General features: G+C 69.3%; 16 protein-coding genes. 5 read left to right on the top strand and 11 right to left on the bottom strand.

Going from position 1 to position 14256, the window contains the following annotated elements; genetic code table 11:
- The first annotated feature begins 10 nt into the window (after window positions 1-10).
- Complete coding sequence (locus EZM51_RS00080; protein ID WP_136706054.1) at window positions 11-928, top strand: isoprenylcysteine carboxylmethyltransferase family protein; 918 nt, start codon at window positions 11-13, stop codon at window positions 926-928.
- 1 nt (window position 929) lies between these two features.
- Here the strand turns inward: EZM51_RS00080 and EZM51_RS00075 are convergent, their stop codons facing one another.
- From EZM51_RS00075 to EZM51_RS00055, 5 genes are all read right to left on the bottom strand, one after another.
- Window positions 930-1673, bottom strand: a complete 744-nt coding sequence (locus tag EZM51_RS00075) for a formylglycine-generating enzyme family protein (protein ID WP_136706053.1) — start codon at window positions 1671-1673, stop codon at window positions 930-932.
- A gap of 43 nt (window positions 1674-1716) precedes the next feature.
- On the bottom strand, window positions 1717-2367 hold the full coding sequence (locus EZM51_RS00070) for an NAD(P)H-binding protein (RefSeq protein ID WP_136706052.1): 651 nt from the start codon (window positions 2365-2367) through the stop codon (window positions 1717-1719).
- A 168-nt stretch (window positions 2368-2535) separates the two neighbouring features.
- Entirely contained in the window at window positions 2536-2928 is a 393-nt protein-coding gene (locus EZM51_RS00065) for a type II toxin-antitoxin system VapC family toxin (protein ID WP_136706051.1), read from the bottom strand.
- A 5-nt stretch (window positions 2929-2933) separates the two neighbouring features.
- Window positions 2934-3200, bottom strand: coding sequence for a type II toxin-antitoxin system prevent-host-death family antitoxin (locus EZM51_RS00060; RefSeq protein ID WP_136706050.1), 267 nt, complete (start codon window positions 3198-3200; stop codon window positions 2934-2936).
- 18 nt (window positions 3201-3218) lie between these two features.
- The gene (locus EZM51_RS00055) at window positions 3219-4160 is read right to left on the bottom strand and encodes a LysR substrate-binding domain-containing protein (protein ID WP_169053776.1); all 942 of its coding nucleotides are present in this window, start codon (window positions 4158-4160) and stop codon (window positions 3219-3221) included.
- A 71-nt stretch (window positions 4161-4231) separates the two neighbouring features.
- Here EZM51_RS00055 and EZM51_RS00050 point away from each other — a divergent pair, with 71 nt between their 5' ends.
- The gene (locus EZM51_RS00050; protein WP_136706048.1) at window positions 4232-5980 is read left to right on the top strand and encodes an FAD-dependent oxidoreductase; all 1749 of its coding nucleotides are present in this window, start codon (window positions 4232-4234) and stop codon (window positions 5978-5980) included.
- A gap of 32 nt (window positions 5981-6012) precedes the next feature.
- Here the strand turns inward: EZM51_RS00050 and EZM51_RS00045 are convergent, their stop codons facing one another.
- Entirely contained in the window at window positions 6013-7473 is a 1461-nt protein-coding gene (locus EZM51_RS00045) for an EamA family transporter (protein ID WP_136706047.1), read from the bottom strand.
- Window positions 7474-7693: 220 nt separating this feature from the next.
- On the opposite strand from EZM51_RS00045, the gene EZM51_RS00040 reads away from it, so the two are divergent.
- Window positions 7694-8449, top strand: coding sequence for an alpha/beta hydrolase (locus tag EZM51_RS00040; RefSeq protein WP_136706046.1), 756 nt, complete (start codon window positions 7694-7696; stop codon window positions 8447-8449).
- 12 nt (window positions 8450-8461) lie between these two features.
- On the opposite strand, the gene EZM51_RS00035 is transcribed toward EZM51_RS00040, so the two are convergent.
- Window positions 8462-9142 (bottom strand): VTT domain-containing protein, encoded by a 681-nt coding sequence (locus EZM51_RS00035; protein ID WP_136706045.1) that lies wholly within the window; start codon window positions 9140-9142, stop codon window positions 8462-8464.
- A gap of 132 nt (window positions 9143-9274) precedes the next feature.
- On the opposite strand from EZM51_RS00035, the gene EZM51_RS00030 reads away from it, so the two are divergent.
- Window positions 9275-9682: a VOC family protein gene (locus EZM51_RS00030; protein WP_136706044.1), complete on the top strand. Its 408-nt coding sequence runs from the start codon at window positions 9275-9277 to the stop codon at window positions 9680-9682.
- 60 nt (window positions 9683-9742) lie between these two features.
- Here EZM51_RS00030 and EZM51_RS00025 read toward each other — a convergent pair whose 3' ends face one another.
- From EZM51_RS00025 to EZM51_RS00010, 4 genes are all read right to left on the bottom strand, one after another.
- The gene (locus EZM51_RS00025) at window positions 9743-10405 is read right to left on the bottom strand and encodes a hypothetical protein (protein ID WP_136706043.1); all 663 of its coding nucleotides are present in this window, start codon (window positions 10403-10405) and stop codon (window positions 9743-9745) included.
- A gap of 119 nt (window positions 10406-10524) precedes the next feature.
- The gene (locus tag EZM51_RS00020) at window positions 10525-11508 is read right to left on the bottom strand and encodes a winged helix-turn-helix domain-containing protein (RefSeq protein ID WP_169053725.1); all 984 of its coding nucleotides are present in this window, start codon (window positions 11506-11508) and stop codon (window positions 10525-10527) included.
- Window positions 11509-11636: 128 nt separating this feature from the next.
- Window positions 11637-12716: a HAMP domain-containing sensor histidine kinase gene (locus EZM51_RS00015; RefSeq protein WP_136706041.1), complete on the bottom strand. Its 1080-nt coding sequence runs from the start codon at window positions 12714-12716 to the stop codon at window positions 11637-11639.
- Window positions 12709-13419, bottom strand: a complete 711-nt coding sequence (locus tag EZM51_RS00010; RefSeq protein ID WP_136706040.1) for a response regulator transcription factor — start codon at window positions 13417-13419, stop codon at window positions 12709-12711. Before EZM51_RS00010 ends, EZM51_RS00015 begins: the two co-directional genes overlap by 8 nt.
- Window positions 13420-13505: 86 nt before the next feature.
- On the opposite strand from EZM51_RS00010, the gene EZM51_RS00005 reads away from it, so the two are divergent.
- Window positions 13506-14150 carry a M15 family metallopeptidase gene (locus EZM51_RS00005; protein ID WP_211195759.1) on the top strand — a complete coding sequence of 215 codons (645 nt, stop codon included), beginning with the start codon at window positions 13506-13508 and terminating at the stop codon, window positions 14148-14150.
- The last annotated feature ends 106 nt before the right edge of the window (window positions 14151-14256 follow it).

The following is a 14256-nucleotide window of genomic DNA, read 5'->3' as shown; positions in this document are numbered from 1 at the left end:
TCGTTCGGCCATGTGGGGCCGTCGGTACTTCGCCGTGCAGGCGATCGCCGGTGGCGCCTGGTGGGTCGCGGTGTTCGCATCGCCCGTCGTACGTGAGGCCACCCTTGGAAGCCTCGATCCGGTGATCGTGGCCGTGTTCGACATCCCCCTGTTCGTCGTCGCGTCGGCGGCGGCGGCGGCCGTCGGCGGAAGGGTCCCGGCCATCATCGCCACCGGCTGGACGATCTTGGTCACCATCGGCCTGGCGGCGTACGCGACGGTGACCACCGAGGCGGGCTGGGGCGTGCTGCTCATGACGGCGGCCGCGGGCGGATCGGTGGTCGCGCTCTGCCTCGTGCTGCTCGGGCGGATCCCGACCGAGTGGCTCGTCTCCCGCGGCCCGTTCGCGTTCCGCCCGGCGGCGCGGGCGACGACCGCAACGCATGTGGCGGCCACCGGGCTCGAGATCGTGGTCTTCTGGGGGCTCTTCCTCGCCGTCATCCCGCTCGCGCTGGCCGCGATCGAGCAGCGCTGGGGACTGAGGATGCCGCTTCCTCCGCTGACCTGGGCCGCGGGTCTTGCGGTGCTCCTCCTCGCGAGCGCGCTCGGGCTCTGGTCGGCTGCCGCGATGTCGGCGAGGGGCGGCGGCACCCCGCTGCCGGCGGCGATGCCGAATCGGCTCGTCGTCGCCGGCCCGTATCGCGTCGTCCGCAATCCGATGGCGATCGCCGGGATCTTCCAGGGCGTCGGCGTGGGGCTGATGCTGTCGTCGTGGCTCGTGATCGTCTACGCGATCGCCGGATCTCTGGTGTGGAACTTCGTCGTGCGACCGCTCGAGGAGGCCGACCTCGAGGCGCGGTTCGGCGAACCGTATCGGCGCTATCGGGAAGCGGTGCGGTGCTGGTGGCCGCGGCTTCGAGGCATCCCCGCCCAGTCGATCTCATCCTGACTCAGCGCCGCGGGGTCCAGCCGGGCGGCAGCGGCCCGTTCACGGCGGCCCGCTCGACGTCGGCCTGAGCCGACCATCCCTGCGCGGCATCCGTCGCCTCGAACCCGCCCCGCGCGACCCGGAACCCGACGTCCTCGTGGTGCATGCGCGGCGCTCCCCCACGCCGCGTCGACGCTCGCACGCTCCACGCGTCATCCGCGAACCCGCCGCCGCGGAACACGCGGTAGTCGTCGTAGCGGGCAGGGTCGAGCAGGTCCCAGCACCACTCCCACACGTTGCCGAGCGTGTCGAAGAGGCCGTTGAGGTTCGGATGCTTCCCGCCGACCGGCTGCGGCGCCGTCACGCCGTCGGCGCTCGTCCAGGCGATCTCGGCGAGCGGACCGTAGTTAGGTCCGGTCGACCCGGCGCGGCACGCGAACTCCCACTCCGCCTCGGTCGGCAGGCGGTACCCGTCAGCGTCGACGTGCCACGTGACATCCTCACCGTCGAACGTGTACGCCGGGTCGAGCCCCTCCCATTCCGAGGCCGCGTTGCAGAACCGGATGGCCCGCAGCCAGCTCACGTCGGTCGCCGGCCGGCGCGGATGCGACGCCGTCTCACCCAGCAACTCGCCGAGCTGTGCCTGCGTCACCGGGTACACCCCGATCTCGAACGGCTCGAGCTCGACGCTCCACCGCACCTTGCGCCGCGCGTCGTGCAGGCGGACGGTGCCGCCGCCGATGCGGGCCAACTCGATGTCGGTCACCCCGGCAGTCTCGCATTGACGTCCGGTCGGCGACGACGGGGCGTCAATGCCTGGCGGTGAATCGGCGACGGTGGTGGGTCGGCGCTTCGAGCTCGTCGACGATCGCGAGCGCGAGGTCGGCAGCGGCGATCGTCGATTTCCCTTCGTCGTCCTTGAGCAGCACGTCGCCGCCGAGGACGTAGCTCCCCTTCGGGGTCGTGCCGAGCCATGATCCGAATTCCTGCGGCGGGCTGACGAAGAACCAGTCGAGCGATTCGGGGCTCGCCTTGAGCAGCTCGAACGCCGTGAGACCGGTCTCGATCTCGGGCTTCACGTCGGCCGGCAACTGCTCGTGCGTGAGTTCCCACAGGGTGGGCCCACCCGCCTCGGCCTGCAGCGACGACGCCCCGCCGATGTAGCCGAGCCGCGTCGAGGTGTCGGCGAGCCGAGCGATGAGGTCCTCGACGACGCCCTCCACCTTCCCGGCCATGTCGCCGCGCGGCGACAGGGCGACGATGACCGCATCCCGTCCGTCGGTGACCTCGTCGAGCACGCTCGCGTCGAGCACTGAGCCGGTGACGTACTGCACTCCTGGCACGGGCTCGGTGTGCGCCGTGCGGCTGACCGCGGTGACCTCGTGCCCGCGCTTCTGCGCCTCGGTGACGATCGCCGCGCCCGCGTAGCCAGTGCCGCCCAGAACCGTGATGCGTGCCATGTCGGAAGTGCTCCTCTTCGTCGCTTTCAGTAACCGAGTCACCGTACGACAGCCGAGTCGCGTTCGGAAGTACGCACTTCCAGGTGAGGAGGTACGCACTTGGAGGTGAGGAGGTACGCGCTTGGAGGTGAGGAGGAAGTGTGCACCTGGCGCACCGAGCCACGCCCGCTACGCGGGAGCGACGACCTCGATCCCGTACGCCCGCACGGCATCGGCCTGCCGGTCGTCATAGGTGACGAAACCGTCGAGCTCGTCCCCGAGTTCGAGCGCCTCGGCGATATGCAGCGCATCCAGCGAGCGCAGCTCGGCGGGGTCGAGTCGCGCGGCGGTCTCGAACGTCGACGTGGCGAGGGTGAGGACGGTCATCGCTTCGAGCAACTGCGTGGCCGCGACGGCTTGCTCGGGCGCCCAGCGGCGAACCGAGCGCAACAGCTCGGTTCGTGCGAGATCGGATGTCACGGGCCCGCGTTCGGCCGCGGCGAGCCAGTCGGCCAACGCAACCGACTCGGCCTCCTCGATGACGAGCTTCACCAGGGCGGAGGTGTCGAGGTAGTGAGCCACGGAGATCAGTACCGCTCGTCGGCTCGGGCTCGCCGTAGCTCTGCGCTGACATCGACCTCGGCGAGTCGTCGCGGCGGGAGGTCGCCGATGCCACGTCGCGGTGCACGAGCGCGGCCCGACTCGACGAGCTCCGACAATCGCCCGCCGCGCAGCGGAACGAGCCTGGCAACCGGGCGCCCGCGGTCGGTGATGGTCACCGACTCGCCGGCCGCCGCCGCCGCGACCACCTCCGACGCGTTCTGCTTCAGCGCCCTGATTCCGACTTCGCCCATGTTCTACAATGTAGCACTTTACTCGATCCCCTGGGCGAGCTGCATCGTCTCCCCCGCCCTGGCCGCGAACGCCGTGGCGCTGGCGGTGATCGTGTGCCGCATGACCTCGACCGCCGCGGTCGGCGCGACATCCGCGGGGCGAGCGAGGCTGATCATGCGGGTGAGCGTCGGCGCCTCGATCCGCACCGACCGCAGCCCGGGGCGATCGATCAGCACCATCGCCGGTACGATCGCGACTCCAAGGCCGCGCTCGACGAACCGCAGCACTGCATCCATCTCCGCACCCTCGAGCACGACGTCGGGCTCGAGGTCCGCAGCCCGGAATGCGGCATCCGTCGCACTGCGCAGGTCGTACGTCGAGCTGAAGACGATCTGCGGCAGGCCCGCGACATCCGCGAGGCTCATGGTGTCGCGATCCGTGACGGGCGGTCCGGCGGCGGATGACACGACGACGAGCTCTTCGACGAGCAGTGGTGTCACCAAGAATCGCTCGGCGGTCGTGGCATCCGACGTCGTGATCAGCGCGAGGTCGAGCTCACCGCCGGCGAGCTCGTCGAGGAGGCGTCGCGACCCCTGTTCCGAGAGGTGCAGCTCGATGGCCGGATGCTCCGCGTGGAACATGCTGAGCACCTCGGCGACCAGGCTGATGCAGAGCGTGGGCGTGGCGCCGAGCCGCACCCGGCCGCGCTCGAGGCCGGCGAGCTCGGCGAGCTCGCGGCGCACCGACTCGGCGTCGGCGAGCATGCGGCGGGCGAGCGGCAGCAGCGACTCGCCGGCGGCCGTGAGCGTCGAGCCGCCGCGGGCGCGGTGGAACAGCTCGGCGCCGAGGCTCTGCTCGAGCGCCGCGATCTGGCGGCTCAACGACGGCTGGGCGAGGTAGAGCTCTTCAGCGGCGCGGGTGAAGTTGCCGAACCGGGCCACCTCCACGAAGCTGCGCAGTTGCTCGAGGTTCACATCAATAGCGTACGCGCATCGTCGTCAAGCTGAAGATGCATTGGACTCATGTAACCACCCAACGTAGCGTCGGTTCCATGAGTGCTTCAGGCAGCACCGCTTCCGAGCGGCAGATCTCCACGACCGTCCTCGTGATCGGCACGGGCGGATCAGGCCTGCGCGCCGCCATCGAGCTCGCCGAGGCGGGCGTCGACGTGCTCGCGCTCGGCAAGCGGCCGAAGTCCGATGCCCACACGTCGCTCGCGGCGGGCGGCATCAACGCGGCCCTCGCCACGATGGATCCCGACGACTCCTGGCAGCAGCACGCCGCCGACACCCTCAAGGAGAGTTACCTCCTCGCCGATCCGCGCACCGTCGAGCTCGTCACCAAGAACGCGGCACGCGGCATCGACGACCTCGAGCGCTACGGCATGCCGTTCGCCCGCGAGCACGACGGCCGCATCTCGCAGCGCTTCTTCGGCGCCCACACGTACCGTCGCACCGCGTTCGCCGGTGACTACACCGGCCTCGAGATCCAGCGCACGCTGGTGAACCGGGCCGCGCAGCTGAACGTGCCGATCCTCGACACGGTGTACGTCACGCGCATCCTCGTCAACGATGACGGTGCGGTCTTCGGTGCCTACGGCTTCGACCTCGAGGACGGCACGCGCTACCTCATCCACGCCGACGCCGTCATCCTGGCCGCCGGCGGCCACAACCGCATCTGGCGGCGCACCTCGTCGCGCCGCGACGAGAACACGGGCGACTCGTGGCGCCTCGCCGTCGAGGCGGGCGGGCGGGTGCGCGATCCCGAACTCGTGCAGTTCCACCCGTCGGGCATCATCGAGCCCGAGAACGCGGCCGGCACGCTCATCAGCGAAGCGGCGCGTGGCGAGGGCGGCATCCTCACCAACGGGCTCGGCGAGCGCTTCATGGCGAAGTACGACCCCGAGCGCATGGAGCTGTCGACGCGCGACCGCGTCGCCCTCGCGGCGTACACCGAGATCAAGGAGGGGCGCGGCACCCCCAATGGCGGTGTCTGGCTGGATGTCTCGCACCTGCCCCGCGAGACGATCATGCAGCGTCTCCCCCGCGTCTACCAGACCATGCTCGAGCTGCAGATGCTCGACATCACGAAGTCGCCGATCGAGATCGCGCCCACCGCGCACTACTCGATGGGCGGCGTGTGGGTGCGACCCGACGACCACGGCACGGATGTCCCGGGCCTCTACGCCATCGGCGAGGCATCCTCCGGCCTGCACGGCGCCAACCGCCTGGGCGGTAACTCGCTCATCGAGTTGCTCGTCTTCGGACGCATCGTTGGGCAGGCCGCAGCCGCGTACTCGGCGTCGCTGCCGGCGCAGAAGCGGTCGGCGGCCGCGGTACGGGCTGCGCGCGACGAGATCGCCTCGCTGCTCGCGTCGGATGGATTCGAGAACGTTCGCGCCCTGCAGCGCGACATCCGCAACACCATGACCGAGCACGCCGGCGTGGTGCGCGACGAAGCCGGCCTCCTCGCCGGGCTCGCCGAGCTCGACGCGATCGAGGCTCGCATGGCCGACATCGGCGTGCACCCCGACATCGCCGGCTACCAGGACCTCGCGCACGCCTTCGACCTCAAGTCGGCCGCCTTGGCCGCTCGCGCGACCCTCGAGGCTGCGCTCGAACGACGCGAGACCCGCGGATGCCATAACCGCAGCGATTATCCCGAGACGGATGCTGCTCTGCAGGTGAACCTCGTGTGGTCGCCGTCGACCGGGGTCACCCGCGAGGAGATCCCGCCGATTCCCGAGGAGATCGCGGCACTCATGCGCGAGGTCTCGGTGGTCGGCAAGCTCGTCGAGTAGGGGCATCCCGCATCGCGGTGCTCTCCGCCGCGTCAGGTCGCGAGCTCCGCGATCTCGCCGGAGAGCCAGCGGTGCTCGCTCCGCCAGATGTCGCCCGCCATCGCGTTCATGCCCCGGCGGAACGGCGAGGCATCCGCACCGGGCGTGCCCTCGGCGAAGAAGCCGCGCGACGGCTCCTCCAGGAATGCGAGCCGACGCTCGAGCACCGCGCGCTGCTCGGCCGCATCGTCGAGGTGATGCAGGAACGCGAGCACGGTGAACCAGCGGTTGCGGTCGGAGATGTCAGGGCCGTCGGCATCTCGCAGGCGGCGCAGCAACTCGCCTCTCCCGGCCGGCGTGAGCCCGAAGACGATCCTCGGCGGACCGCCGGATTCGGCGGACTCCGACCGCGAGAGCAGTCCGCGCCGCTCGAGCCGCCGCAGGGCGGGCGTGAGCGCGCCGTCGCTCACGGGTCGCACATGCCCGGTGAGCGCGGAGATCCGACGCCGCAACTCGTAGGCGTGCATCGGCGACTCGGCGAGGAAGCCGAGGATGGAGAGTTCGAGCACGACAGGCTCCTTCAGGGTGGGGCGCGCCCGACGCGGACGCGGCGTGAGGAAGAGTGCGATGGATGCCACGAGCACCGTCGTTCCGGCGATGACTCGCGGCGTGAGCGGTTCGGCGAGCACGAGCACGCCGAGCGCGATCGAGACGACGACCGACGTGTACGAGACGACCGAGGATGCCGCGGCTCCGACTCGCTGGATGAGTGCGGTGTTCGCGAGCCAACCTGCGCCCGTGCACCCGATGCCGGCGACCGCGACCGCCACCCACGCAGCGGGGTCCCACCGCACCTCACCGCCCGCCGCTGCGGCGACCGGCAGGAGGACGCCCGCCGCGATGACCATCTCGGCCGCCACCACGGTCAACGCCGACTCGCTGTTCAACCACCGTCGCAGCACCAGCGCTGACGCCGCGTAACTGAGCGACGCGGCGAGCGCAAGTGCGGACCACGGCCAGGATCCGGCCGGTGCACCGGCGCCGGCGGCGAGTGCGACGCCGAGGATCGCGAGCGGCAGCGCGACCCACTGCCGCGCGCGGAGGCGTTCGCCGGCGCCGCCCGCCGCCGAGCCTCGCGCCGCCGAGCCGAGCGCGATCGAGCCGAGCGCGACCCAGATCGGCGTCGTCGCGAGGATGACGGCGATCGTGCCCGTCGACACGTGGTGCTCGGCCGCGCCGATGAACAGGTTCGGTGCGATCGCGGAGCCGACCGCCACGAACGTCAGTGCGGCCGGATGCCGGCGCAGAAGGCCGCTGAGCTCGCCGACTGGCCCACGGGGCGACCGCGCGACCATGAGCACGGCGACGAGCACGGCGGCGGCGAGCGCGACACGCACGGCGGCCATCATCGTCGTCGGCATGGCCTGCTGCGCGATCGAGATGAGCACGAACGGGGCGCCGAGGCCCAGGGTTGCGACGGCGCCGAGCCCGACCTCTGCTGCACGCTTCCGCATACGCTCATACTACCTCTATTCGAGGTAGCCACGCGACGCGTCCATCGCCACACTGGTGAGCCGCGGCGCCTCCTGCTACTCTTCCCGAGTCCGTGCGACTGATTGATCGAGGAGGTGGTACCCGTGAACGAATCGACGTGGGTGCTCCTCCTTGGGGTCACGGTCGGGCGATAGGTCGTCCGGGAGCGCCATTCACAGCGCATCCTCGAAAGGCACGACCATGCTCTTCACTTCTGAACCGCGTCTTCGCGATAGCGTCATTGAGCGCGACTTCTCTGTCGGTGAGATCCCGGGCATCCTGTGGGTGCCCAGATCTGCCTCAACCCCTGCCCCTCTGATCCTGCTGGGCCATCCCGGCGGAGTTCGACAGATGTACCCCCGGCTCGCCGCCCGAGCCCGACATGCCGCAGCGGACGGCTTCGCAACGGCGACCATCGAACTCCCCGGAGGCCCTGGCCGACCGAGGCTCGCCGTCGCAGAGGATGCCCGCGCCGACATGATCCGAGCCTTGGAGGCCGGCGAGCCAGTTGAGGCGGACATCATCGACCGGCTCGTTCTGCCGCTCGTCGAGTTGGCAGTCCCGGAATGGCGGGCCACCCTGGACGCCCTCCTCGCGCTGCCCGTGATCGGCGGCCCAGTCGCGTACTCGGGAGGAAACATCTCAATCGGCCTCCGGCTCGCCGTGGCGGAACCGCGCATCGTCGCCGCGGGGCTGTTCGCCGGCAGCTTCGTACCCCGAGCCATTCTGGAGGACGCTCGCCGTGTCACCATCCCGCTGCATGTCCTATTGCAGTGGGACGACGAGGGAAACGACCGGCAAATGGCTCTGGAGTTGTTCGACGCCCTTGGTTCCCTGGAAAAGACCCTGAACGCCAACTTGGGCGGGCACACCGGGGTCCCGCAACACGCGGCAGAGGACGCGAACCGGTTCTTCGTCAGGCACCTGCGCTCACGTCAGTCGGGTGCGGCGAAATGATCAACGACTCGATCAGTTCGCCGCGTACGCCGGATCGGTCACGTCACCCTCGGGGTGCTGCGTCTCGTCGACGTCGACATCGACCTGACGACGAGCCCGGCGAGTGGCAAGCGATGACGTGACCCGGTCGATCACGACGCCGATCGTCAGGGCGATGGCGATGCCGAGCAGCGCCGCGAGCAACGGATTGCCCGACAACCAGCGTCCCGCGAACAGGCCGATGCCCACTGAGTACACGGCCCAGCTCAGCCCCGCGAGGGCGGAGAGCCCGAAGAAGCGCCGACGAGCGAGTCCGGTGGCCCCGGCGGTGACGTTGACGGCGACCCGACCCACCGGGATGTAGCGAGCGGTGAGGATCAGCACGGTGGCCCGTCGATGCAGCCCCTCGCGTGCCCATCGGATGGCCCGCTGGGCGGAATCGCGCCGCATCCACCGCCACCGTTCGAGACCCACCCTGCGGCCGATCGCGAACGCGATGTTGTCGCCCGCAATCGCTCCGGCGGCCGCCGCGATGATCGCCCCGACGAGCATCCACCACTCCCCGGTCGCAGCCCCCGCGGCGGCCGCCGCGATGACGACCGTCTCGCTGGGCACGGGCGGGAAGAACCCGTCGATGACGCACACGGCGAAGATGGCCACGTAGACCCACGGCGACTGCACGAGCGAGAGGATGACGTCGGTGAGAAACTCCATGCGCTCGACGCTATGAACGAGGCCCGCACCGGGGCATCCCTCCACGGTCCCATCCGACGCCGTACCGCGGTATGACTGTCGCGGCTGGGGATCGCCGACGCCGGTGCATCCGCTTCTGAATAGGATGTCCCGGTGCCACTGTTCGACCACCTCGGAATCTCCGTCGAAGACCTGCCTCGCTCGATCGCACAGTTCGGTCCGGTGATGCAGGCGCTCGGTTGCACGCGGCAGGATGCCGACGACTCAGTGTCGTGGTCCTTGGGCGAGGAGGAGCTGATCCTCTTCCCCACCCGCGAACCGGGCAGCGGACCGCACCGACACGGTCGGGTCGGTTGGCAGCACCTCGCCTTCCCCGTCGATTCGCGTGCGGAGGTCGATCGCCTGCACGCGATCGCGATGGATGCCGGCTGGACGGCCGTGCGCGAGCCGAAGCTGTTCCCGCGGTTCAACGACCGCTACTACGCGTCCTTCGTCGAGGACGACAACGGCATCCGTTTCGAGTTCATGTACAACCCGCCGCGAGAAGCCGCCGCGGACTGAACCCGAAGGTCGAGGACGATTCGGCGCATCCGGTCCAGAACTGCACTGCGAGCTTCGGCCTCAAGTCGGCCGCGCTGGCCGCTTGCGCGGCTGCCCGACCTTCGCTCGAATCAACGCGACCAGCACCTCCGGTCGTACGCCTGACCTGTCCACCATCGGACTCCGGTGCGCCGTGCCCGCGAGCTCATGCAGCACGTACTGGGCGTCGCCTCGCGTGCCCGACCGTTCGGGCTCGTCGATTCTCCACCCACCGATGTCGTCTGCTTCGTTCAGGTACGCGATCTGCAGCAGGTTGTGGATGTCCACGAGGTCTTTCGGAGCGTTGCGCGATCGCACCGTCAGCGCTTTCAGGACCAGGGCGTGTTCGACGGTCGGCACCTTGACGGCGAACCGCAATCGGCTGTCATCCGTGAGCGTCACGTCAACATCGAGGACGATCGGATCAGCTGCCAAGATCAGGCCGAGGCCGGGCACCGCGTCGAATCCGCGCCCTCCGAGCTCGACGTGACGGAACCGGCTCTCGGTCGGCACGAGGACGTCGATCGCACGACCGTCGTCGCGCTCGTAGCGGTTTCCGCTTCTCGGCTCGTATCCAGCGCGAGTGAATGCGAAGTGGAGCGCACCGGACGCGGCAACTTCAGTGGAGACCGCGGCGTCAGCGTCCGCAGTCCTGCGGATGATCTGGGCGGCCGTCGGGAATGCGGTGACCAGCAGGCCGACCATCTGCCCGCCCACGATTCGCGCGTCGTCGACGTGCTTTGTCGCTGTCGCCACGTCGTTGAGCGCACGGTACGCGGCATCGTCGGCTCGCGACGTCGAAACAGTAATGGCGGCACGACGGATCACTGGGCACTCCAATCGTGAGTCAGCTGCTCCAGCACGTGCTCCACGGCGTCTTCGGCGTCGGCGCCACCGGTGCGCAGAACATCGTGCGCCACTATCAGCGGGTCGGCGATCGACGCGCGCTGCCCGCCGGCATACGCGTTCGCCGTCCGCCATAACGTTGGATCAACTGGCACCCGCAGTTCGAGTGTCGACCGTTCGACTGTCGCCTGCGCGAAGCCCGCGTCGGCCAGGTCGAGCCCAGCGGCAGCGTAGACGATCGCTTTCGTCGGAACACGCCACGGCGCGATCCGGTCGGCACCGACATCACCCGAGAGCATCGCGTTCACCTCGAGGCCCGCATTCAGCGCCTTGTCCGCCTGCACGGCCACCGGGTCCAAGGCGAACCAGTTGACGCCGATGCCACCCGCGCCGGGATACTCAGCCAAGAAGCTCTCGGCGAGCGTCTGCACATCTGCAGCCGACCATCCGGATGGTTCTCTTGTCACGAGGCCGTTCAGCTTCGACAAGGACTGGGACACGGCGGCCTGGGTGATGCCGACTTCATCTGCCAGCTGCGCCTGCGTCCGCGGTTCACGAGTGCGGCACAGGGCCCGCAGGAGCGCGAACCTCCCCCACGGGACACGGCGAGACGACCTCGGGAGCGTCGGTGTGGTCGCGGCTGCCGCCAACGGCCGGAACTCCTGACCGTCGATCAGCACGACTCCGTCGTCGACAGCGACGACGACGAAACCCACCTCTGCAGCGACGCGTCTCAACGTAGGCGTCAGGCGAGGGACCACGTAGAGCAGATGATCGCCACCACCCGTTTGACGGAGGTCGCGGGCGATCTGTGACGGTGTTGCGGGTGCTTGGCGGACCTTCATTTCGACCGGTGGGCGTCGGTGCCCGCGGAGGTCGATCCGGGACGCGCCCTGAACTTCGACTTGGAGTCCTGATGCAAGGAGCAGGTCGATGCCCCGGTCAGCGGTGACTCGCTCCATTGAATCCCCTCTACTATAAGTTAATCGGGATATTCGCAGCATAACTTATATCGAGAACGGGCGTCGAATCTTATATATGGGGCTGTCCGAGCGCGCCAGATTCCGCCAGGCTCCGAAGAGGACGTGCCTCAAGCCACGCTGGGCAGTTCCACGGTGACTCGGATGCCTCCATCAGCGCGTGGCTCGAGCGCCAGTGTTCCGTCGTGCGCATCCGCGATGCTCTTCACGATCGCCAGGCCGAGGCCGACGCCCGCGCCGTCGGTGTGGATGCGCTCGGTGCCGCGCTGGAACGGCTCGGTGAGGGTCGCGACCAGCCCAGAGGTGAGCTTCTCCCCGGTGTTCTCGACGGTGAGCACCGCCCTCCCGTCGCGCACGCCGGTGTTGATCCACACGCTGCCGCGTTCAGTCAGATTGTGCACGATCGCGTTGTGCACGAGGTTCGTGGTCAGCTGCAGCAGGAGCGCGCGCGAGCCGATGGTCGGCGTGACGTCGCCCGCGTTCTCGAGGGTCACGCCGCGCTGCTCGGCGATGAGCAGGAGCGTCTCGGTGGCTTCGTCCGCGAGCAGCGACAGATCGACGGGTTCCCGGGTGAACGACCGTTGATCGGCGCGACTGAGGAGCAGCAGCGCCTCGGTGAGGCCGATCGCCCGCGCGTTGACGGCGTGGAGGCGTTCGATGAGCTCGGGGGTGACGCTGTTCGGGTCATTGCGAGCGACCTCGAGCAGGGTCTGCGTGATCGCCAGCGGAGTGCGGAGTTCATGCGACGCGTTGGCCGCGAATCGCTGCTGTTCGGCGACCATCGCTTCGAGCCGGGCCAGCATCGCGTCGAAGCTGTCGGCCAGCTCGCGGAACTCGTCGTTGCGGCCCTCCAGTTCGATGCGATACGAGAGCGATCCGTTCGCAGCCCGGCGGGTGGCATCCGTGATTCGAGTCAGTGGAGCGAGCATGCGGCCGGCGAGGATCCACCCGCCGAGCAGGCCGAACAGCAGCAGGAAGAACAACGCCCACATCGCCGGCGGCACGAAGGCGCGCACGAGGTCCCCACGGTTGGGCACGGCCGGACCTGGCCGGGTGATCTGCTCATCGGGCACGTAGCGCAGGAGGAACAGCCACACGACCGCGAGCAGCAGCACGCCCGCGACCATGAGGAACCCCGCGTAGCTGAGGGTGAGCCTGAGCCGAACGCTCAGTCCGGGCATCCTATGCATGCTCGCCGCCAGCGGCCGCGCCAGCGCCGTCGCCGGCCCGAGGTCCCCCGTCGATGCGGTAGCCCACCCCGGGCACCGTGGCGATCACCCAGGGTTCGCCGAGCCGCTTGCGCAGCGCCGACACCGTGATGCGTACGGCGTTCGTGAACGGGTCGGCGTTCTCATCCCACGCCCGTTCCAGCAGCTCTTCCGCGCCGATGACCCCGCCTTCGGCGGCGACGAGCACTTCGAGCACGGCGAACTGCTTCCGGGTCAGCGCGACGTAGCGGCCGTCTCGGTAGACCTCGCGGCGAAACGGATCCAGCCGCAGACCGGCCAGCTCGCGCACCGGCGGCCGACTGTGCGCACGCCGGCGGTCGAGCGCCCGCAGCCTGAGCACGAGCTCGCGCAGTTCGAACGGCTTGGTGAGGTAGTCGTCGGCTCCGAGCTCGAACCCCGAGACCTTGTCGTCGAGGCGGTCGGCAGCGGTGAGCATGAGGATCGGCATCCCGCTGCCCGACGCGACGATCTGCTCCGCGATCTCGTCACCCGACGGCCCCGGGATGTCGCGGTCGAGCACCGCGATGTCATACGCGTTGATGCCCAGCAGCTCCAGCGCGGCGTGCCCGTCACCGGCGATGTCGGCCGCGATCGCCTCGAGGCGCAGCCCATCGCGGATGGCCTCAGCCATGTAGGGCTCGTCCTCGACGATCAGCACCCGCATGCTGCCATGCTACGAACCGCCGCATATCGCCGGCATATGGAAACCCGCATACGCGCTGGCAACACCTCGCCACCTTGACTGGCGGCATGAACCGAAACCGACCAGCACGAACGTCGACGTACTGGATGCGTCGCCTCTTCGTCGTCGGCCTGGTGATCATCATCGCGGCGATCACCGCCGCCGGCTACTCTGCGCTGGCGAGCTCGTCGTCGGCATCACCGTCGGTGTCGTCATCGGATGCCCCGCCAGCGGCTCCTCCCGGCGAGCATCGCGGCGCGCTCGACGAGAGCGGCCGGGTGGCGGATGGCGTCACGGTCTTCGATGACGGGGTGCCAGCGGTCGCCAACCTCGACCCCGCTCTGCTGGAGGCCCTTCGTCAAGCTGCGACGGATGCCGCGGACGACGGAGTCGCGTTCGTCGTCAATGGCGGTTGGCGCTCCCCCGAGTACCAGGATCAGCTGTTCCAGGAGGCCATCGCCGAGTACGGCTCGCCCGAGGAGGCGGGCCGATGGGTCGCCACCGCCGCGACGTCTTCGCACGTGTCGGGAGCTGCGGTCGACATCGGGGAACTGGATGCCACGGCGTGGCTGTCCGAGCACGGCGCCGAGTACGGGCTGTGCCAGATCTACGACAACGAGCCCTGGCACTACGAGCTGCGCCCCGAGGCCATCGGGCGCGGCTGCCCTGCGACGTATGGCGACCCCTCCGAGGACCCGAGGATGCAGCAGTGACTGTTCGCGCCCACGAGGAGGTCCCGGTTCTCCACTCCTCCCCCAGCGGCGGGCGCGGCCGCCTAGTTGTACTGACCTCGACCGTTGTTGATTCGGTCGATGGGTG

The organism is Agromyces sp. H66 (genome assembly GCF_004959775.1).
In the GTDB taxonomy this organism is placed as follows: Bacteria; Actinomycetota; Actinomycetes; order Actinomycetales; family Microbacteriaceae; genus Agromyces.
Note: the sequence above shows the minus strand (reverse complement) of the source record. Positions and strands in the feature narration are given on the sequence as shown.

Bases quoted from the DNA above. Each gene is read 5' to 3' on its own strand.
- EZM51_RS00005 (WP_211195759.1), top strand. From the start codon at position 13,506: ATGAACCGAAACCGACCAGCACGAACGTCGACGTACTGGATGCGTCGC.
- EZM51_RS00050 (WP_136706048.1), top strand. From the start codon at position 4,232: ATGAGTGCTTCAGGCAGCACCGCTTCCGAGCGGCAGATCTCCACGACC.
- EZM51_RS00020 (WP_169053725.1), bottom strand. From the start codon at position 11,508: ATGGAGCGAGTCACCGCTGACCGGGGCATCGACCTGCTCCTTGCATCA.
- EZM51_RS00035 (WP_136706045.1), bottom strand. From the start codon at position 9,142: ATGGAGTTTCTCACCGACGTCATCCTCTCGCTCGTGCAGTCGCCGTGG.
- EZM51_RS00060 (WP_136706050.1), bottom strand. From the start codon at position 3,200: ATGGGCGAAGTCGGAATCAGGGCGCTGAAGCAGAACGCGTCGGAGGTG.
- EZM51_RS00080 (WP_136706054.1), top strand. From the start codon at position 11: ATGTGGGGCCGTCGGTACTTCGCCGTGCAGGCGATCGCCGGTGGCGCC.
- EZM51_RS00045 (WP_136706047.1), bottom strand. From the start codon at position 7,473: ATGCGGAAGCGTGCAGCAGAGGTCGGGCTCGGCGCCGTCGCAACCCTG.
- EZM51_RS00070 (WP_136706052.1), bottom strand. From the start codon at position 2,367: ATGGCACGCATCACGGTTCTGGGCGGCACTGGCTACGCGGGCGCGGCG.
- EZM51_RS00015 (WP_136706041.1), bottom strand. From the start codon at position 12,716: ATGCATAGGATGCCCGGACTGAGCGTTCGGCTCAGGCTCACCCTCAGC.
- EZM51_RS00010 (WP_136706040.1), bottom strand. From the start codon at position 13,419: ATGCGGGTGCTGATCGTCGAGGACGAGCCCTACATGGCTGAGGCCATC.
- EZM51_RS00025 (WP_136706043.1), bottom strand. From the start codon at position 10,405: ATGGTCGGCCTGCTGGTCACCGCATTCCCGACGGCCGCCCAGATCATC.
- EZM51_RS00040 (WP_136706046.1), top strand. From the start codon at position 7,694: ATGCTCTTCACTTCTGAACCGCGTCTTCGCGATAGCGTCATTGAGCGC.